The sequence below is a fragment of the Pseudomonas sp. B37(2017) genome, assembly GCF_002112885.1.
GTDB classification, from domain to species: Bacteria; Pseudomonadota; Gammaproteobacteria; order Pseudomonadales; family Pseudomonadaceae; genus Aquipseudomonas; species Aquipseudomonas paraglycinae.
On record NZ_NEIX01000005.1, the window covers coordinates 352615 to 370619 of the forward strand.

An 18005-nucleotide genomic window follows, 5' to 3' on the forward strand; every position below is an offset into this window, starting at 1 on the left:
CTGCGTGGTAACGCCGCCCCGGACGCTCCGCGTCCGCTGTGACGCAGAGCGTCACGGGATGCATTCCCACGCAGAGCGTGGGAACGATCAGCGACGATCAGCCAAGGCGAATCAGTTGGTCGCCTGCAACGCCTCAAGCTTCGCCATCACCCCCGCCGCCGTCTGCTCGCCCATCAACTGTTCCCGCACCTTGCCCTTGTTGTCGATGATGTAAGTCACCGGCAAGGCTTCACTGCGCGGCAGTTCGAACAGTTCCGACGGATCCTGCGCCAGCACGGTGAACTTGATGCCCAGCTTCTCGCTGGCGCTCTTCAGCTCTTCACCCTGCACGTTGTCGAAGTTGACCCCGAACACGCCGATCTTCTTGCCCTTGAGCTCGTCGGCCAGGTGATTGAGTTCCGGGATTTCCGTGCGGCACGGGCCGCACCATTCGGCCCAGTAGTTGAGCACGACCCATTGTTTGTCGAGGCGCTCGGACGCCACTTTCTGTCCGTTCTGGTCGATGCCGTAGTCGTTACCGCAGCCCCCCAGCATCAACGCCCCGATGATCGTCAATGCCGCTGCCAGTGCCCGTGTCATGTCGTGTTCCTTGTGAAAAATTGAATGCGCCTGCGACCCATCGCCTCCCAAGGTTCTGGATTGCGCGCTGCACAGTTAGAATAGCCGCCACTCTACGCAAGAAGCGACCCGCCCATGACCGATCTGACGCTTTATCACAACCCGCGCTGCTCGAAATCCCGCGGTGCGCTCGAACTGCTCGAAGCCCGAGGCCTGACGCCGAACGTGGTGCGCTACCTCGAAACCCCGCTGGACGCCGCGCAGATCAAGGCCTTGCTCGGCAAGCTGGGAATCAGTGCACGGCAACTGCTGCGCACCGGCGAAGACGAGTACAAGACCCTGAACCTGGCCGACGCCAGTCTCACCGAAAAACAATTGATTGAAGCGATCGCGGCGCATCCGAAGCTGATGGAGCGACCGATTCTCGAAGCCGGCGACAAAGCCGTCATCGGCCGTCCACCGGAGCAGATCCTGGAGCTGTTGCCGTGAGTACGCCGTACATTCTGGTTCTGTATTACAGCCGCAGCGGTTCGACCAACGAGATGGCCCGGCAGATCGCCCGTGGCGTCGAGCAGGCCGGCCTCGAAGCGCGACTGCGCACCGTGCCGGCGATCTCCACCGAGTGCGAAGCCGTGGCGCCGGACATTCCTGATGAAGGAGCGCTGTACGCCACGCTGGATGACCTGAAGAACTGCGCCGGCCTGGCCCTCGGCAGCCCGACCCGTTTCGGCAACATGGCCGCGCCGCTCAAGTACTTCCTCGACGGCACCAGCAACCTGTGGCTGACCGGCGCGCTGGTCGGCAAACCGGCCGGGGTGTTCACCTCCACCGCCAGCCTGCACGGCGGTCAGGAAACCACCCTGCTGTCGATGATGCTGCCGCTGCTGCACCACGGCATGCTGATCACCGGCCTGCCTTACAGCGAATCGGCGCTGCTGGAAACCCAGGGCGGCGGCACGCCGTACGGTGCCAGCCATCACGCCGGGGCCGACGGTAAAAGCGGTCTCGATCAACACGAAGTGGCGCTGTGCCGCGCCCTCGGCGCACGCCTGGCCAAGACGGCCCAGAAACTGGGGAACTGAGATGGCCAGAAAGCCGAAAGTCCTGCCCGCCGTCGAATGGCTCGAGCCACGGGTGCGGGCCATGCGGGTGATCAGTCTGCTGTGCTTTTTCGGCCTGGCCGGACTGCTCGCCGCGTATTACCTGGTGTTCGCCGACCTGCACGGCGCACGGCCGTGGGTGATTCTGCTGATCGAGCTGATCCCGTGGATCGTGCTCGCACCGGGCATGATCATGGGCAGCGCACGCGGGCATTCATGGATGTGCTTTGTGGTGAATCTGTATTTCATCAAGGGCGCACTGGCCGCGTATGACCCGAGCCGGCAGCTGTTTGGCGTGCTGGAGATGATCGCCAGTCTGGCGGTGTTCTGCTCGGCGCTGTTGTATGTGCGGTGGCGGTATCAGTTGAATCGCAAACTGGCGGGCGAAGGCAAAATCTCCGTCGCCTGACTGCGCTCCAACTCCAAGATCGTTCCCACGCTCCGCGTGGGAATGCATCAAGAGACGCTCCGCGTCTCAGGGACGCAGAGCGTCCCGGGCGGCATTCCCACGCAGAGCGTGGGAACGATCACCCTAGGCTCAATGGTTGACGGTATACGCCAGCATCATCGAGATCTGGCTCATCGGCCGTCCGCCACTCTCTTCATGCCACTGGTTGAACGCATTCTGCACCGTCGCCAGATCCCGCAGGCTGGTGGGTGCCTTGTCGACGATCTTCTGTGCATTCAACGCCGCGACCACGTCGTAGCTCGGCACAAACGTATCCTTGCCGACCATCCGCAAAAACCGTGGCGCCGACAGCCCGCCCAATTGATGGCCGTGCTTTTTCAGGTAGGTCCACAGGCCGACGATGTCGGTCACCGGCCAGTCGGCCAGCAACGCGCCGAAACTGCCCTGCTCTTTCTCGACGTCCAGAATAAACTGCGCATTGCGCGGCACGCTTTTCAGCTTGCCCAGATGACGGATGATCCGCGCATCCTGCATCAGCCGCTCAAGGTGTTCGGCGCTCATCAGCACGACCTTTTCCGGGTCGAACTTGAAGAACACTTCCTCGAAGGCCGGCCATTTGGCGTCCACCAGACTGTGCTTGAGCCCGGCACGAAACACCCGCAGGGCCATGGTCGAGAGATAACGGTCGTCGCTGATCTTGCGCAGTTGCGCCGGGGTCTTGGGAACGGGCAGATGGGCTTCCAGTTCAGCCGCCGAACCGAAGCGGTTCAGACAGTATTCGTGCAGCCACTTGTAGTCGCGCATGCCCTCTCCTTTTGAATGAAACGAAAAACCAATGTGGGAGCGAGCTTGCTCGCGAAGACTGAGTGTCAGTCGACTCATGCATCGACTGGTACGCCGCCTTCGCGAGCAAGCCCGCTCCCACTTGGATTGTGTTTACAGGTTTACGACGTTGACGAATCGCGAAGCGGCGGTTTCATCAATCTTCAGGCTGGTGAAATCAAACAGGTTACGGTCAGCCAGCTGCGACGGGATCACGTTCTGCAGGCTGCGGAAAATGCTTTCGGTGCGGCCCGGGGTCTTGCGCTCCCAGTCCACCAGCATTTCCTTGACCACCTGACGCTGCAGGTTTTCCTGGGAACCGCAGAGGTTGCACGGAATGATCGGGAATTGCTTGAAGTCCGAGTAGGCCTGGATGTCTTTCTCGTTGCAGTAGGCCAGCGGACGGATCACCACGTTGCGCCCGTCGTCGGCGCGCAGCTTCGGCGGCATGGCCTTGAGGCTGCCGTTGAAGAACATGTTGAGGAAGAACGTCTCGACGATGTCGTCGCGGTGATGACCGAGGGCCATTTTGGTCGCGCCGATTTCGTCGGCGAAGGTGTACAGCGTGCCGCGACGCAGGCGCGAGCACAGCGAGCAGGTGGTTTTGCCTTCCGGGATCAGTTCCTTCACCACCGAGTAGGTGTCCTTCTCGACGATGTGGTACTCGATGCCCAGCTCTTTCAGGTAGGCCGGCAGCACGTGCTCGGGAAAGCCCGGCTGCTTCTGGTCCATGTTCACGGCGACGATCTCGAACTTGATCGGTGCAACCTTCTGCAGGTGCATCAGCACGTCGAGCATGGTGTAGCTGTCCTTGCCCCCGGACAGGCAGACCATGACCTTGTCGCCGTCTTCGATCATGTTGAAGTCGGTGACGGCTTCGCCGGCCAGGCGGCGCAGGCGCTTTTGCAGTTTGTTCTGGTTGACCGTAAGAGTGCCCATGACGCGAAATCCGTGAGGTGTGACGAAAGGCGGGCATTTTACGCAAAAACACTTGGCTTGTGGCCACAGGTTGTCGCCCCCTCAAGTGCCTGCTTACACAGACCCCGACGCGATTACCCCGAGGTTTTACAGCGCGATTTGCTCTAAGCCCCTATCACCTGTGCGGTTAAGACCTTTCTATACTGCGACATAAGGTCGCACACAATCTGAAGACCTGTATTTGCTCGGCCGCATTGGCCCGTAGGCGCTCCGCTGGGGGGCGATGGCAATAACGAGAGGAGTGACTGGCATGATCCATCACGTAGTGGGACTTTTTACCCACCCCGATCAGGAATGGAAGGAAATCCGTGGCGACCAGGAAGAAAGCATCAGCCACATGTACCTGACGCACACGCTGATTCTGGCGGCGATCCCCGCTGTTTCGGCATTTATCGGCACGACTCAGGTCGGCTGGGTGATCGGCAACCGCGCACCGGTGATGCTCACCGTCGAAAGCGCGTTGTGGATGACGATCATGTCTTATCTGGCAATGCTCGGCGGGGTCGCGGTCATGGGTGCCTTCGTGCACTGGATGGCCCGCACCTATGACGCCAACCCGAGCCTGGCCCGTTGCGTGGCATTTGCCACCTACACCGCGACACCGTTGTTTGTCGGCGGGCTGGCGGCGCTCTATCCGCACATGTGGCTGGGGATGATCGTCGGCACGGCGGCCATCTGCTACACGGTGTACCTGTTGTATGTGGGGCTGCCGACCTTCATGAACATTCCGTCCGACGAGGGTTTCCTGTTTTCAAGCTCAGTGCTGGCGGTGGGTCTGGTGGTGCTGGTCGCCATCATGGCGTTTACCGTGATTGTCTGGGGTCTGGGCGTGGGGCCCGTCTACACCAATTAGCAATCGGTTCATCCCGAGAAAAACAAGATCCGCCAACACAGGCCGCCGCAAGGCGGCCTTCTCATGCCTGGAATAAACGTCGCGACCATTCGGCAGTTTGGCGATACGCAACGCCGAAAGGTTGCGGCATACTCCAAATCTCTGGAGATCCATCAAGCATGCCCGAGCAACTCAATACCCGCGTCGAAGACTGTTTCCAACTCGCTGAATCCTTTTTCAAACGTCCCTTCAAACGCCCCGTGGTGAGCCTCAAGCTGCGCGGGCAAAAAGCCGGGGTCGCGCATCTGCACGAGAACCTGCTGCGCTTCAATCCGCAGCTGTACCGGGAAAACACCGAACATTTCCTCAAGCAGACCGTGGCCCACGAAGTCGCGCACCTGATCGCCCATCAACTCTTCGGCGACCGCATCCAGCCCCACGGCGAGGAGTGGCAACTGATCATGCGCGGCGTTTACGAATTGCCACCGGACCGCTGCCATACCTATGAAATCAAACGGCGTAGCGTGACCCGCTACATCTACAAATGCCCGTGTGCGGATAGCGATTTTCCGTTTTCGGCGCAGCGCCATAGCCTGGTCAGGCAGGGGCGTCGGTATTTGTGCCGCCGATGCCGGAACACATTGGTGTTCAGTGGCGAGATGCGGGTCGAGTAAGTCCCCATCTCGTTCCCACGCTCTGCGTGGGAATGTATCCCGTGACGCTCTGCGTCACAGTGGACGCGGAGCGTCCATGGCGGCATTCCCACGCAGAGCGTGGGAACGAGTTACAAAACCACTTTCGCGGCACGCAGCTCGGCAATTCGCTCAGGGCTCAACCCCAACTCCGCCAACACCTGATCCGTATGCTGCCCCAGCGCCGCGCCAACATGTCGCGGCGCCGGCAACGCTTCGGAAAACTTCAGCGGGCAAGCGATCTGCGCCTGCGCCGAGCCATCCCCACGCGGCACTTGCGTCACCAGTTCCCGCGCCTGCAATTGCGGATGCCGCACAGCCTCGCCCAGGTTCAACACCGGTTCGACACAGGCATCGATCCCGGCGAACAGCTCGCACAATTCGCCAAAATCATGCTTCTCGAACTCGACCTTCAAGGCGTCCTTGAGCGCCCGCTGTTGCTCGGGTCTGGGTGACAAGCCCTGCGCCGCCAGTTCCGGCCGACCCAGCGCCGCACACAGTTGCTGCATAAAGGCCGGTTCCAGACTGCCCACCGACATCCAGCGCCCGTCGCGGGAGCGGTAGTAATTGTAGAAGCTGCCGCCATTGAGCATCTGATCCTCCCAGCCCGGCTCCTCGCCACAGGCCAGATACCCGGCACCGGCCATGGCGTTCAGGCTGAATGCGCAATCAGTCATGCTCACGTCCAGATGGGTGCCCTGCCCGGTCTGCTGGCGGGAAATCACCGCCGCCAGCAGGCCGATCACCCCGTGCAACGAGCCACCCGCGATATCCGCCACCTGCATGCCCAGCGGCAACGGCCCGCTGTCGGCGCGCCCGGTGTAGCTGGAGAGCCCGGCCAGCGCCAGATAGTTGATGTCGTGGCCGGCGCGATCCTTGTACGGCCCGGTCTGGCCGTAACCGGTGATCGACACATAAATCAGCTTCGGATTGATCGCCTTCAGCGCCTCGTAACCCAGCCCCAGCCGCGCCATCACACCGGGGCGGAACTGCTCCAGCACGATGTCGTAATCCGCCAGCAACTGCTTCACCAACTCCAGCGCCTCGGGCTGCTTGAGGTCCAGCGCCAGACTGCGTTTATTGCGATTGAGATAAGCGTGACTGGCCGAGACGCCGTGATCGTGCGGCGGCAACACCCGCAACAGGTCGAGGCGGGTCGGCGATTCGATGCGCAGCACCTCGGCGCCCATGTCCGCCAGCAGCAGCGAGGCGAACGGCCCCGGCAGCAGGGTCGAGAAATCCAGAATCTTCAGTGAGGCCAGCGGTGCAGACATGGGCGATCTCCATCAACGATGCATGCAGCCTAGGCAGCCATCGGCGATGGGGCAATTACCGGATCCATCAGATGCGCTGACCGTTGCGCTCAAACAGCAGACAAGAAAAAACCCGCCGAAGCGGGTTTTTCCATTCAAGCGATGCTTACTTCACATTGCTCGGGGTCGGGCCTTCGGCCACACCCAGGTCATCTTCTTCACGCTCGTCGGAGATACCGCGACCGCCCGAGGCCAGCTCGGATTGCAGCACATCGGTGTCCAGCTCCTTGACCCACTTGGCCACAACGATGGTGGCAACGGCGTTGCCGACCAGGTTGGTCAGGGCACGGGCTTCGGACATGAAGCGGTCGATACCCAGGATCAGTGCCAGACCGGCCACCGGCAGGTGACCTACGGCCGACAGGGTGGCCGCCAGTACGATGAAGCCCGAACCGGTCACACCGGCTGCGCCTTTGGAGGACAACAGCAGCACCAGCAGCAGGGTGATCTGATGGGTGATGTCCATGTGGGTGTCGGTCGCCTGAGCGATGAACACGGCCGCCATGGTCAGGTAGATCGAAGTACCGTCGAGGTTGAACGAGTAGCCGGTCGGGATGACCAGACCCACCACCGATTTCTTCGCGCCCAGACGCTCCATCTTGATCAGCATGCGTGGCAGCGCCGATTCGGACGAGGACGTACCCAGTACGATCAACAGTTCTTCACGGATGTAACGCACCAGCTTCAGCACGCTGAAACCGTGGGCACGGCAGATCCCGCCCAGCACCACCAGCACGAACAGGATGCAGGTGATGTAGAAGCAGATCATCAACTGGCCCAGTTGCACCAGCGAGCCGACACCGTAGGCACCGATGGTGAAGGCCATGGCACCCAGCGCACCCAGCGGCGCCAGCTTCATGATCATGTTGATGATGTTGAACATGACGTGGGCGAAACGATCGATCAGGTCCAGCAGCGGACGACCGTACGAACCCAGGCGATGCAGTGCATAGCCGAAGATCACCGAGAACATCAACACTTGCAGAATGTCACCGGTGGCAAACGCGCCGACGATGGTGTTCGGGATCACGTTGAGGAGGAAGCCAACAATGCTCTGGTCTTTACTGGCCGTCACATAGGTGGCGATTTTCGAGGCGTCCAGGGTGGTGACGTCGATGTGCATGCCGGCGCCCGGTTGCACAACGTTGACCACGACCAGACCGATCAGCAGGGCGATGGTGGAAACGATTTCGAAGTACAGCAGCGCGTAGCCGCCGGTCTTGCCCACGGATTTCATGTTCTGCATGCCGGCGATGCCGCTGACAACGGTACAGAAGATGATCGGTGCGATGACCATTTTGATCAGTTTGATGAACCCGTCACCCAGTGGCTTGAGCGCCACGCCGGTCTGAGGGTAGAAGTGACCGAGCAGGATGCCGATGGCGATTGCAACGATCACCTGGAAATACAGGGATTTGTACAGTGGCTGACGAGTCGTCATTGCAAAGTTCCTCAAGAGTCCCGCGCGGCAACATCCATCTGTTGTACGCGACACTTGAATTGCGAACCCTCCTGCACTGGAGGGATTTGTTGTGTCGAACGGCGCTTTTCCGGACCGGCTCGGCGCACGCTTCTGTCGCTCTTATCGCAAACGTCGTGCCACTTTGGTGCAAATCGCTGCAAGCCTTTTGATATCAGGGGATACGGCTTTTTCTGTGTCACCGTTCGGTTACTCAAGTGTGGCGGATTTCCGCCAACTCGCCCGACCTCGTCCTACAATTTGGCGGAAATCCGCCTTGTTACCGATCAAAGGCAGCCGCTACCATCGGTCGCTAGAGAAAGGATCTGCCGCTCATGCGCGAACGCACCATCGCCAGTCACTTTGCCCGCGCCGCCCTTGGTGGCGCGCGGCGCTCAGGTTACGACTATTCGGACCTGCTGCAGCAACTGGGCATCAGCCTCGAACTGCTCGACGAGCCGCGCGCGCGGATCGCCCCGGAGCAATTCACCCAACTGATCCAGAACCTGTGGCTGGCCCTGGACGACGAATACCTGGGCTTCGGCAACGCGCCGAGCAAACCCGGCAGCTTTGCCATGATGTGCCACGCGATCATTCACTGCCGCAGCCTGGAGAAGGCTCTGCAACGCGGCTTATTGTTTTATAGCCTATTCCCCGAAGCCCCGCGCCTGACCCTGACCCATGAAGACGAATGGGTGCGCCTGAGCCTCGACGATGCGCAATTGTGGGACCCGGATCACTTTCTCAGCGAGAGCCTGCTGGTGATCTGGCACCGTCTCGGCAGCTGGCTGATCGGCCAGCGGATTCGCCTTGAACAGGCGAGCTTCAGCTACCCGAAACCGGCACACGGGGCGGAATACGACCTGCTGTTTTCATGCCCGCTGGAATTTTCTGCAAAGCAAAGCAGCCTGGTGTTTCACAGCCGCTATTTGCACATGCCGCTGTTGCAGGACGAACGCACCCTCAAGCATTTCCTCGAACGCTCCCCTGCCGACCTGCTGTCCCGCCCGGACGACGGCAACAGCCTGAGCAGCCGACTGCGCCGTTTGCTCAGCCACGACAGCGCACGCTGGCCGGACCTCGAAGCCGTGGCCGCGCACCTGCACATCAGCCCACAAACCCTGCGCCGGCATTTGCGCGAGGAAGGCACCAGTTTTCAGGAATTGAAGGATCAGCTGCGGCGGGACATCGCGATTTATCACCTGGGGCGGGCGGATCTGTCGTTGCAACAGATCGCCGAACAGCTCGGATTTTCCGAGCCGTCGGCGTTTCATCGGGCGTTCAAGAAGTGGACGGGGCTGACGCCGGGGGCTTATCGGGCGCAGGAGCATTAGTCAATTTTTTTGTGGCCAAAGCGAAAACCCGTCGAAAAAACACAAATCATCTCCAGTTAGGAAGAGCGTAATCAGGCTAATCTCGTCCGCCGAGAAATCCGTCAGGTAATAAATTGAACCACTCGATACATGCGGAATCGGTCGTGCCCCCAAAAAAACACCCGATGCGTTGTAAAAGCTGACCGATGCAGGTGCGCTGACCGAGCCACTAAAAAAAGATACTCGAGAACATTGCATCTTCAATTTAAGCTGGATTTGAATGGTGCTCGTGTAGTTCGAGCTACCATTAAAAGAGGCATGGAGTCTCTGACCTTTAATTTCACCCTCTGAAACATGGTATGGCGCAATTGCCACCTGGCTGGAAGCGTCACCCAACGCATAGAAAATATCGAAATAGCGCAGGCTGATGGTTCCGCCAGGGTTGATGATCGTCGTTGGAGTAGAGTCGAAGTCTTCAACAAACGGCTCCTGCGGCTCCTCTCGATTCAGATGGATATCCAAATGTTGTTGTGAAGAAGCGACGACATTTCCCAACTGGTCGAATGCCTGGAACTCCGCAATGGAGTTTGGGTGATCCCCCGCTTGTTCGAAAAACTCAGTAAACAGCGTTTTCGTAATCGGGGCAGGCGCGTCGGGTACCTCAAATTCGACAGTTGCATCACCAATCAGGCAACGGATTCGGTCGAAAGAACGCCGGTTGTTGTATTTAAAGGTCGCCTCAACTCCTTTTCTCGCCTCTTCGGCACCTACCCCATTCTTTTCAATTTCTGGAGGGAAGAGCAGTTCGAGGCCATCGGCAAGCCGCAGATGATAAAGGACGTTCAAATCACGGGAGTCTTCGCTGCCGTTTCCGCTGGCGCGTTTGACTTTGTAATGCAATCGGTTGACGCCGTGTCGTAGCCTACCGTGCGGTACATACAGGGCGATCCGAAGCTGTTCTTCGCCCGCCTTGACGGTATGGCCGGTCACAGGATTGGGTTCGTCGTTTACATATAAGTCGACTCGATCATCCGCCACCATGGTCGAGGATCGCGTCTGTAGCTCAGCCCATGGATCAACCAGGCATTCGAGCCCCTTCGGTTGATCATCGTAAATGGATTTAGGAATACCACCGTCCGCAATAGCCGGTGGTTTTACTGGCGATACCCAGCCCTGAATAATGACTGAATAGAGCACAAACAATTGAGTAAGCAGCGAAGACTGGATATCCATCACTCTCTCCAAACGCAAGAAAACTCTGAACATTCATCTGATGCTATTTCGGTAAAGACGGCTACTGTCAGAAATAACAGGTAAGAAGGTCTTTCAGACGAGCGGCGCTTCTATCCAACGCTTTCACACCGCCGGAAAATGAATCCTGAACGCCGCCCCGCCCATCGGCGAATCCCCCAGGGTCAACTTGGCGCTGTAGCTCTCGATGATGTCCTTGACCACCGCAAGACCAATCCCCTGCCCTGGATGCTGGCGGTCCAGACGTTCGCCGCGTTCGAGAATCCGTGCGCGCTGATCCGGTGGTACGCCGGGGCCGTCGTCTTCGATGCACAGTTCGATTCCGTCCAGGCCTTCGCGCACGCTGATGCGCACTTCGCCCAGGCACAGGCGATAGGCGTTTTCCAGCAGGTTGCCCATCATTTCCAGCAAGGCGCCCTGCTCGATCGGCACGTAACAGTGCTCCGGCAGATCGAAGGCGACGCGTACGTGTTTGTCGCGGTAGACCTTGTCCAGCGTGTCGCACAGGCTTTGCAGCACCGGGCGCAGGCGCACCTGGTGGCGCACCAGACCGCTTTTGCGCAGGCTGGCGCGTTGCAACTGGTAGCCGATCTGCTGGCTCATGCGTTCGATCTGGGTTTGCAACACCCAGGCCTGATCGCGGTCTTCGGGGCGCTGGGCCATGTCTTCGCTGACGCCTTGCAAAACCGCCAGCGGGGTTTTCAGGCTGTGGGCCAGATCGTCGAGGGAGTCGCGGTAACGGCTGCGCTGCTGGCGCTCGCTGTGCAGCAGGCGGTTGAGGGAACCGGTCAGGCGCAACAGTTCACGCGGGTGCTGTTCGCTGAGGCTTTCGAGGGTTCCGCCTTCGATTTCGTCGAGTTCCTGGCTGAGCCGGCGCAAGGCTTTCAGGCCCCAGGTCAGGCCGATCCACAGCAGCGCCAGCAGCACCAGCAACGCCGCACCGAAACCGAGGTAGAGATTTTCCCGCAGGCCTTCGAGGGTGGTTTCGTATTCGCGCACCGGTTGCAGGGCCACGATACTGAAGGCTGCGCTTTTGCCGCCGAGCAGTTTGACTTCGACGTCATAGACGAAGAATTCCTGCCCGTTGGCTTCGCGGATCCGCGCGAACTCGTTGCCGAGGCCGTCGTAGCGCGGCGTGTAGTTGATCTTCTCTTCCTGGGTGCCCTTCGAGCGCCAGACCAGATGCCCTTCGCGGTCATAGATGTAGCCGAGCAGGCGATTGTCCGTGAGGTTGAAGCGCTCGTCGGGCAACTGTGCCGGCATCATCAAGCGGTTGTTTTCAACCCGCGCGGCGGAGATCAGCGTGGTGACGTCGGACGCCAGCCGCTGCTCGATCGAGTCCTGCAACGCCAGGCTGAACGCGCCCTGCATCGCCGGGAGCAACGCGAGCATGAACAACACCGCCAGGGTGGTGGCGGCGAGCATCAGCCGGACGCGAAGGGAACGGATCAAGTGCAGCGCTCATTGAACAGGTAGCCGAGGCCGCGCACGGTGTCGATCGGCTTGAACCCGGCCGGGCCTTCGAGCTTGCGGCGCAGACGGCCGACCAGCACTTCGATCACGTTCGGATCGCGCTCGTCGTCATCCGGGTACAGCTGCTCCATCAACCGGTCCTTGGGCACCACTTGCTGGTGATGGCGCATGAGGTATTCGAGGATCCGGTATTCGTAGGCGGTCAGCGCCAGCGGTTGCTCGTCGAGAGTCGCCTGCTTGCGATTGAGGTCCAGCAACAACGGGCCGGCGACGATGGTCGACTGGGTAAAACCGCTGGATCGGCGCAGCAAGGCATTGAGCCGCGCTTCGAGTTCTTCGAACTGGAACGGCTTGACCACGTAATCGTCGGCGCCGGCGGCCAGGCCTTCGACCTTGTCCTGCCAGTTGCCGCGCGCGGTGAGGATCAGGATCGGAAAGGTCTTGCCGCCCGAGCGCAACTGGCGGATCAGATCGAGCCCGCCCATACCCGGCAGGCCGAGGTCGATCACCGCCAGGTCAAAGTTGAATTGCCCGGTCTGGTACAACGCCTCTTCGGCATTGGCCACGGACTCGACCACGTGACCGCTCTCCGTCAGGCGGGTTTGCAGGTGATGGCGCAACAGCGCTTCATCTTCGACGACCAACAGTTTCATAACCTTCTCCCGGGTAAAACGAAATCTCCAGACAACCACCTGTGGGAGCGGGCTTGCTCGCGAAGGCGATGTATCAGCCAACATTGTTGTCGACTGACAGACCGCTTTCGCGAGCAAGCCCGCTCCCACAGGGGCTAGTGCAAGCCGTGCTTTAGAAAGCGTAGTTGGCCGACAGGTAAGTCTGGGCGCTGCTGGTCAAATCCAGCGAGCCTTGCTTGCTGCCGCCGCTCTCTTTCATCTCGGTGCTGGCGTTGCTGCGCAGGTAACGGTAACCGAGTTCTACCGAGGTGTTCTGCGAGACTTGCTGCAGCACACCGAACTGGCCGCCGACGGCGTAACCGATGTCACTGTCGCGGCTGTAGCTTGGCGAATCCTGGGTCAACTTGGTCAGACCGGCCGTGGCGCCACCGAACAGCTTGGTGCTGCTGCCCACCGGGTAGAACAGATCGTAGCTGCCCAGCAGGTTTTCCTGGCGCAGTTTAATGCCATTGTGCGAGCCGGACACGTTGTCGTAGGTGGCGTAGTAGCGACCCTGGCTGTTTTGCTGACCCAGGCGCAGGCCGTAGGTGTTGTTGCCGTCGATGGCCGCGGTGGCGTCCGGGTGGCCGAGGTTGTCGTTCAGGGCGTTGGATTTCTTGATCTTGTCGCTGGTCTGGCCGAAGGTCAGGCCGGCGAAGTTGGTGGTGGTGTCGGCATGGGCGGCGATGCTTGCGCTCATGACGGTGAAAGCCAGCAGCAGTTTGTTCAAACGAGTCATTGAGTGTTCCTCAGTTGTGCTCTTCGGGTATGGCGCAAGGTTACTGACCCTCCCCTGTACCGCCCCTGAACGCTCTCTGAACCTCGCCTGAATGAAATGAACTAGGCTGTTTTGACCCCTTATTGTCCGGAGACCCGATCATGCGCCTGCTTCTAACCCTCGCCCTCCTTGTCTTCAGCGGCCTCAGCCAGGCTGCGATCAAGACCGAGGAAATTCCCTATCAGAGTGCCGACGGCACGAAGCTGATCGGTTACTACGCCTACGACGACGCGATCAAGGGCCCGCGCCCCGGCGTGGTGGTGGTGCATGAATGGTGGGGCCTGAACGACTACGCCAAGCGCCGCGCCCGGGATCTCGCCGGGCTCGGCTACAGCGCGCTGGCCATCGACATGTACGGTGAAGGCAAGAACACCGAGCACCCGAAAGACGCGATGGCGTTCATGCAGGCGGCCACGCAAAACGCCGATGCGGCCAGCAAGCGCTTTGAGGCCGGGCTGGATCTGTTGAAGAAACAGCCGCAGACCGACAAGGATAAAATCGCCGCCATCGGTTACTGCTTCGGCGGTGGCGTGGTGCTGAATGCGGCACGTCAGGGTGTGCCGCTGGCCGGCGTGGTGAGTTTCCACGGTGCGCTGGCCACCAAGACTCCTGCTACGCCGGGCAGCGTGAAGGCGAAAGTCCTCGTCGAACACGGCGCGCTGGACAGCATGGTCACCCCGGACAACGTCACGGCGTTCAAGTCGGAAATGGACAAGGCCGGCGCCGACTATCAATTCGTCAGCCTCGACGGTGCCAAGCACGGGTTCAGCAATCCCGATGCGGATCGCCTGAGCCACGGCGATCACGGTGGCCCGGATATCGGCTACAACAAGGCTGCCGATGAAAAATCCTGGGCGGACATGCAGGCGTTCTTCAAGAAGATCTTTGGCTGAACCCGGTCGCCCCCTCGCGCTGATGCTGATCGTTCCCACGCTCCGCGTGGGAATGCAGCCCGGGACGCTCCGCGTCCCTTCGCTGTGTGACGCGGAGCGTCACTGTATGCATTCCCACGCGGAGCGTGGGAACGATCATGGATCGAGGCTTCGGCGTGGGAACGATCACTTCCTCTGCACTATCCAGCCCGAAGACAACCCGGCAAAATGCCCGACATGACTGCCAGCCCTTTCCTCCCCGCCTGCTGCACCCCGCTCGATGCCCATTGGCCGCTGCCGACGGTGTTGCCCGACACCGTGTTTCTGAGCACCCATTTCGATCCGTCGCTACTGCTGGGCGATGACTTCCGGCGCAGCGCCATCGAGACGCCGCCGAGCATTCAGCGTTCGGTGGCCAAGCGGCAGGCGGAATTCCTTGCCGGGCGGATTTGTGCCCGGGCGGCGTTGCAGCAGCTGGAAGGCTCGAGCACTGTTCCGGCGATTGGCGAGGATCGCGCGCCCATTTGGCCGGCGCACATCTGCGGCTCGATCACCCACAGCACCGGCCGCGCGGCGGCGATTGTCGCCAACAAACAGCACTGGCGCGGACTGGGCATGGACCTGGAAAACCTGCTCAACGCCGAACGCGCCGAACGACTGGCCGGAGAGATCCTGACCCCGCCGGAATTGCAGCGCATGGCCGCCGGTTCCCGGGATCAGATCGCGCTCTGGGTGACCCTGACCTTTTCGGTGAAAGAAAGCCTGTTCAAGGCGCTGTACCCGATCGTGCAGCAGCGCTTCTACTTCGAACACGCCGAGGTACTGGAGTGGAATGAACAGGGTCAGGTGCGGCTGCGGCTGCTGACGGACCTGTCCAGCGAATGGCGCAACTGCACAGAACTGGACGCTCAGTTCGGCGTGCAGGACGGGCAGTTGCTGAGTCTGGTCAGCATTCCTGCCTGAAGGTTTGTACTGTTTGGAATGGCCCTATCGCGAGCAAGCTCGCTCCCACAGGTCTGCGCGCTTGCGGGTGGGAGGAGCTTGCTCGCGAATGGGTCAGCATTGAGCAATGCGAGATCAGCGCCGCTCCTGATTCCTCGGCCAGCTCAGGCTGAAGCACGCTCCGCCCAGACTCTTGCTCTTGCCGATCAGCGCCCGGCCATCGTGCCAGTGGATGATCCGCCGCACGATCGACAGGCCCAGCCCGTGCCCGCCGGACGCCCGGGTGCGACTGTCGTCGAGACGGAGGAACGGCGTGAAGATTTTCTCCCAGGCGGTTTCCGGCACACCGGGCCCGTCGTCCTCGACATCTACCCGACAGCGCATCTGCCCGACCTGATAACTGACCGTGACCTTCGAGCGCGCATGGCGCATGGCGTTGCTCACCAGATTCTGCAGGGCCCGATGCAGATAACGCGGCTCGGCCTCGACCCAGGCGTCATCGCAATCCGCCGCCGACAGGCACAGACCGCGCTGTACCGTGACTTCGGCGCGCAGAGGCGCCAGCTCTTCGATCACCTGATTGACCAGTGCATCCAGATCGATGCGCTGGAAGGTCAGCGCCGGCGAGCCCTGCTCCAGCCGGGCGTACGTGAGCATTTCATCGACCAGTTTGTCGAGGTCCTCGATGTCGTGGTCCATGCCCTCGCGGTATTTTTCCAGCGCCTGCGGGGTGGTGGCCGAGCCGATCATCTCCAGACCGAAACGCAGGCGCGCCACCGGCGTGCGCAATTCGTGGGACACCGCGCGCACCAGTTCACGCTGGATCGCGAGCAACTGCTGCAAATGCTCGGCCATGCCGTTGAACGCCGCCGCCAGCTTGCCCACCGAGTCGGCACCACGGGCCGGCACCCGGGTTTCCAGGCTGCCTTTGGCGATGCGCGTGGCAGCGGCTTCGAGCCCGCGCAAACGCCGTTCGAGCTGGCGCACCAATAGATAGACAATCAGGCCGATCAGGGTCAGGCCGAGGGCAGCGATCAAAACCAGCCATTCCGGCGGGTACGGGTTCATCTGATACAGCGGCCCGATTTCCAGCACCCACGGCGTGCCGACCATGCCGGCGAACACCCGGATCGAATCGCCGCCCTTGCCCAGCGCCATCACCGTATCGCCCTCGGACACCCGACGGCTCTGGTCTTCGTCCATGTCGGCATCGCTGACCGTGACCAGCCGCAAATCGAAGCCGAAGCCTTTGTCTTCTTTCAACTGCGCCAGTCGTTTGGGCTGCTCGCCCACGGGCACCCGCACCAGTTCATCGGCCAACAGGTAAATGGTCGCCCGGGCCAGCTGCTCGCTGATCTGCTGCACCTCGCCTACCAGCACCAGTTGATCCTTGTCGCTGACCAGCCGATAGACCTTGGCCGCGTGCGGGCCGGTCTGCTCGACCAACGCCTGCCCACGCTGTACCCGGGTGCGCTGAGTCAGGTCGAGGTCGGTCTGGGCGAAGGTCTTCAGCGCCAGCGGAATACCGAGCAGCCGCTCCCACACCAGCAAGGCGCGATGGCGCTCGGTTTCATTCATCGGTTGCAGGTTGTCGGCCATCAGCGAAAACGTGCCGTGGGCCAGACGCTCGCGGTATTGCTCGCTGCGCACCTGGTTCAGCAGGTGCAGCGCGAGCACGCCGAGCACCGCCACCAGAATCAGCGCCGCGCACATGCCGCCATAGATGCGCAGGAAGATCGAATTCACAGCGGCAGGTCTGCGCAGGCTTCCGGCACGAACAGATAGCCTTTGCTGCGGATGGTCTTGATCAGGCGCGGGTGATCGGGGTCGTCGCCGATTTTCGGGCGGATGCGCGAGATGCGTACATCGATCGAGCGGTCCTGGCCGTCGTAACCGATGCCGCGCAGTGCGGTGAAGATTTCTTCCCGGGACAGGATCCGCCCGGCGTTGGATACCAGCAGCCAGAGCAGATCGAATTCGGCGCTGGTCATCTCGATGCCACTGTCGCTGAGCCAGGCTTCGCGCAACGCGTTGTCCACCACCAGCGGACCGAACTGCAGACGACGCGGATTGCCCGCTGGCGGCTCTGGTGTGTCACTGCGTCTCAGCAGCGCCTGGATACGCGCCAGCAACAGTCGCGGGCGCACCGGTTTGCAGACATAGTCGTCGGCGCCGAGATCCAGGCCGAGGATCTGGTCGGCGTCATCGGTGCGCGCGGTGAGCATCAGGATCGGCCCGTCGTAACGGTCACGGACCTTGCGGCAGATGCTCAGGCCGTCTTCGCCGGGGAGCATCAGGTCGAGGATCACCAGGTCCGGCTGTTCCTTGATGATCCGCGCCGCCGCCAGCGCCCCGTTGCCTTCGATCTCCACGCGCAATCCGTTGGCTTGCAGGTATTCACGGGTCAGTTCGGCCAGACGCTGGTCGTCCTCGACTATCAATACCTGCCAGGCTTCTTGCTCCACGGGTGACCTCTGCTTGCCGATGCTGCTTATAAAGGAAGGATCCTCCCGTCTTTTTGTCATCTTTTAGGAGGATAAGA

Annotated in this window: 19 protein-coding genes; 8 read left to right on the forward strand and 11 right to left on the reverse strand. The window is 60.9% G+C overall.

The features are described 5' to 3' along the window. Positions 1–111 precede the first annotated feature (111 nt). The gene (locus tag CAF90_RS15900; protein ID WP_007957768.1) at positions 112–579 is read right to left on the reverse strand and encodes a TlpA disulfide reductase family protein; all 468 of its coding nucleotides are present in this window, start codon (positions 577–579) and stop codon (positions 112–114) included. A 114-nt stretch (positions 580–693) separates the two neighbouring features. Here CAF90_RS15900 and arsC point away from each other — a divergent pair, with 114 nt between their 5' ends. From arsC to CAF90_RS15915, 3 genes are read left to right on the forward strand one after another with little or no spacing between them, the layout of a single operon-like run. Beyond that, positions 694–1047: an arsenate reductase (glutaredoxin) gene (gene arsC / locus CAF90_RS15905; RefSeq protein WP_011335489.1), complete on the forward strand. Its 354-nt coding sequence runs from the start codon at positions 694–696 to the stop codon at positions 1045–1047. After that, positions 1044–1640, forward strand: coding sequence for an NAD(P)H:quinone oxidoreductase (wrbA, locus tag CAF90_RS15910; protein WP_085607395.1), 597 nt, complete (start codon positions 1044–1046; stop codon positions 1638–1640). Before arsC ends, wrbA begins: the two co-directional genes overlap by 4 nt. Position 1641: 1 nt before the next feature. Beyond that, positions 1642–2067, forward strand: a complete 426-nt coding sequence (locus tag CAF90_RS15915) for a DUF2069 domain-containing protein (protein WP_085607397.1) — start codon at positions 1642–1644, stop codon at positions 2065–2067. A gap of 129 nt (positions 2068–2196) precedes the next feature. Here CAF90_RS15915 and CAF90_RS15920 read toward each other — a convergent pair whose 3' ends face one another. Further along, complete coding sequence (locus tag CAF90_RS15920) at positions 2197–2871, reverse strand: DNA-3-methyladenine glycosylase I (RefSeq protein ID WP_085607399.1); 675 nt, start codon at positions 2869–2871, stop codon at positions 2197–2199. A 132-nt stretch (positions 2872–3003) separates the two neighbouring features. Next, positions 3004–3828 carry a tRNA 2-thiocytidine(32) synthetase TtcA gene (gene ttcA, locus CAF90_RS15925; protein ID WP_064598661.1) on the reverse strand — a complete coding sequence of 275 codons (825 nt, stop codon included), beginning with the start codon at positions 3826–3828 and terminating at the stop codon, positions 3004–3006. Between the two features lie 289 nt (positions 3829–4117). Between ttcA and CAF90_RS15930 the strand changes: the two genes are divergently transcribed. Together CAF90_RS15930 and CAF90_RS15935 are read left to right on the forward strand one after the other, a co-directional pair. Beyond that, entirely contained in the window at positions 4118–4720 is a 603-nt protein-coding gene (locus CAF90_RS15930) for a Yip1 family protein (protein WP_007957761.1), read from the forward strand. Positions 4721–4878: 158 nt separating this feature from the next. Next, positions 4879–5373 carry a SprT family zinc-dependent metalloprotease gene (locus CAF90_RS15935; RefSeq protein ID WP_085607401.1) on the forward strand — a complete coding sequence of 165 codons (495 nt, stop codon included), beginning with the start codon at positions 4879–4881 and terminating at the stop codon, positions 5371–5373. A 110-nt stretch (positions 5374–5483) separates the two neighbouring features. Here CAF90_RS15935 and CAF90_RS15940 read toward each other — a convergent pair whose 3' ends face one another. Both CAF90_RS15940 and CAF90_RS15945 read right to left on the reverse strand, forming a co-directional pair. Continuing rightward, complete coding sequence (locus CAF90_RS15940) at positions 5484–6665, reverse strand: CaiB/BaiF CoA-transferase family protein (protein ID WP_085607403.1); 1182 nt, start codon at positions 6663–6665, stop codon at positions 5484–5486. Positions 6666–6810: 145 nt separating this feature from the next. Further along, entirely contained in the window at positions 6811–8145 is a 1335-nt protein-coding gene (locus tag CAF90_RS15945; protein WP_085607405.1) for a dicarboxylate/amino acid:cation symporter, read from the reverse strand. Positions 8146–8498: 353 nt separating this feature from the next. Between CAF90_RS15945 and CAF90_RS15950 the strand changes: the two genes are divergently transcribed. Beyond that, positions 8499–9497 carry an AraC family transcriptional regulator gene (locus CAF90_RS15950; RefSeq protein WP_085607407.1) on the forward strand — a complete coding sequence of 333 codons (999 nt, stop codon included), beginning with the start codon at positions 8499–8501 and terminating at the stop codon, positions 9495–9497. Here the strand turns inward: CAF90_RS15950 and CAF90_RS15955 are convergent, their stop codons facing one another. The 4 genes from CAF90_RS15955 to CAF90_RS15970 all read right to left on the reverse strand — a co-directional run bounded on the left by CAF90_RS15955 (position 9498) and on the right by CAF90_RS15970 (position 13610). Next, entirely contained in the window at positions 9498–10709 is a 1212-nt protein-coding gene (locus tag CAF90_RS15955) for a hypothetical protein (RefSeq protein ID WP_085607409.1), read from the reverse strand. 123 nt (positions 10710–10832) lie between these two features. Continuing rightward, the gene (locus CAF90_RS15960; protein ID WP_085607411.1) at positions 10833–12179 is read right to left on the reverse strand and encodes an ATP-binding protein; all 1347 of its coding nucleotides are present in this window, start codon (positions 12177–12179) and stop codon (positions 10833–10835) included. Continuing rightward, positions 12176–12853 (reverse strand): response regulator transcription factor, encoded by a 678-nt coding sequence (locus tag CAF90_RS15965; protein ID WP_007957754.1) that lies wholly within the window; start codon positions 12851–12853, stop codon positions 12176–12178. Before CAF90_RS15965 ends, CAF90_RS15960 begins: the two co-directional genes overlap by 4 nt. A gap of 151 nt (positions 12854–13004) precedes the next feature. After that, positions 13005–13610 carry a hypothetical protein gene (locus CAF90_RS15970; RefSeq protein WP_007957751.1) on the reverse strand — a complete coding sequence of 202 codons (606 nt, stop codon included), beginning with the start codon at positions 13608–13610 and terminating at the stop codon, positions 13005–13007. A 140-nt stretch (positions 13611–13750) separates the two neighbouring features. Between CAF90_RS15970 and CAF90_RS15975 the strand changes: the two genes are divergently transcribed. Both CAF90_RS15975 and CAF90_RS15980 read left to right on the forward strand, forming a co-directional pair. Then, the gene (locus tag CAF90_RS15975; protein WP_085607412.1) at positions 13751–14542 is read left to right on the forward strand and encodes a dienelactone hydrolase family protein; all 792 of its coding nucleotides are present in this window, start codon (positions 13751–13753) and stop codon (positions 14540–14542) included. A gap of 216 nt (positions 14543–14758) precedes the next feature. Further along, entirely contained in the window at positions 14759–15484 is a 726-nt protein-coding gene (locus tag CAF90_RS15980; RefSeq protein ID WP_085607414.1) for a 4'-phosphopantetheinyl transferase, read from the forward strand. A 114-nt stretch (positions 15485–15598) separates the two neighbouring features. Here the strand turns inward: CAF90_RS15980 and CAF90_RS15985 are convergent, their stop codons facing one another. Together CAF90_RS15985 and CAF90_RS15990 are read right to left on the reverse strand one after the other, a co-directional pair. Beyond that, a complete protein-coding gene (locus CAF90_RS15985) occupies positions 15599–17209 on the reverse strand; it encodes an ATP-binding protein (protein WP_007957745.1) in 1611 nt (536 codons plus the stop codon). Beyond that, entirely contained in the window at positions 17206–17928 is a 723-nt protein-coding gene (locus tag CAF90_RS15990; protein WP_085607416.1) for a response regulator, read from the reverse strand. Before CAF90_RS15990 ends, CAF90_RS15985 begins: the two co-directional genes overlap by 4 nt. Positions 17929–18005: the final 77 nt, after the last annotated feature.

Excerpts from the sequence above, each read along its gene's own strand:
- ttcA (WP_064598661.1), bottom strand. The coding sequence starts at position 3,828 with ATGGGCACTCTTACGGTCAACCAGAACAAACTGCAAAAGCGCCTGCGC.
- CAF90_RS15930 (WP_007957761.1), top strand. The coding sequence starts at position 4,118 with ATGATCCATCACGTAGTGGGACTTTTTACCCACCCCGATCAGGAATGG.
- CAF90_RS15965 (WP_007957754.1), bottom strand. The coding sequence starts at position 12,853 with ATGAAACTGTTGGTCGTCGAAGATGAAGCGCTGTTGCGCCATCACCTG.
- CAF90_RS15940 (WP_085607403.1), bottom strand. The coding sequence starts at position 6,665 with ATGTCTGCACCGCTGGCCTCACTGAAGATTCTGGATTTCTCGACCCTG.
- arsC (WP_011335489.1), top strand. The coding sequence starts at position 694 with ATGACCGATCTGACGCTTTATCACAACCCGCGCTGCTCGAAATCCCGC.
- CAF90_RS15935 (WP_085607401.1), top strand. The coding sequence starts at position 4,879 with ATGCCCGAGCAACTCAATACCCGCGTCGAAGACTGTTTCCAACTCGCT.
- CAF90_RS15970 (WP_007957751.1), bottom strand. The coding sequence starts at position 13,610 with ATGACTCGTTTGAACAAACTGCTGCTGGCTTTCACCGTCATGAGCGCA.
- CAF90_RS15915 (WP_085607397.1), top strand. The coding sequence starts at position 1,642 with ATGGCCAGAAAGCCGAAAGTCCTGCCCGCCGTCGAATGGCTCGAGCCA.
- CAF90_RS15945 (WP_085607405.1), bottom strand. The coding sequence starts at position 8,145 with ATGACGACTCGTCAGCCACTGTACAAATCCCTGTATTTCCAGGTGATC.
- CAF90_RS15920 (WP_085607399.1), bottom strand. The coding sequence starts at position 2,871 with ATGCGCGACTACAAGTGGCTGCACGAATACTGTCTGAACCGCTTCGGT.
- CAF90_RS15980 (WP_085607414.1), top strand. The coding sequence starts at position 14,759 with ATGACTGCCAGCCCTTTCCTCCCCGCCTGCTGCACCCCGCTCGATGCC.
- CAF90_RS15975 (WP_085607412.1), top strand. The coding sequence starts at position 13,751 with ATGCGCCTGCTTCTAACCCTCGCCCTCCTTGTCTTCAGCGGCCTCAGC.
- CAF90_RS15950 (WP_085607407.1), top strand. The coding sequence starts at position 8,499 with ATGCGCGAACGCACCATCGCCAGTCACTTTGCCCGCGCCGCCCTTGGT.
- CAF90_RS15955 (WP_085607409.1), bottom strand. The coding sequence starts at position 10,709 with ATGGATATCCAGTCTTCGCTGCTTACTCAATTGTTTGTGCTCTATTCA.
- CAF90_RS15900 (WP_007957768.1), bottom strand. The coding sequence starts at position 579 with ATGACACGGGCACTGGCAGCGGCATTGACGATCATCGGGGCGTTGATG.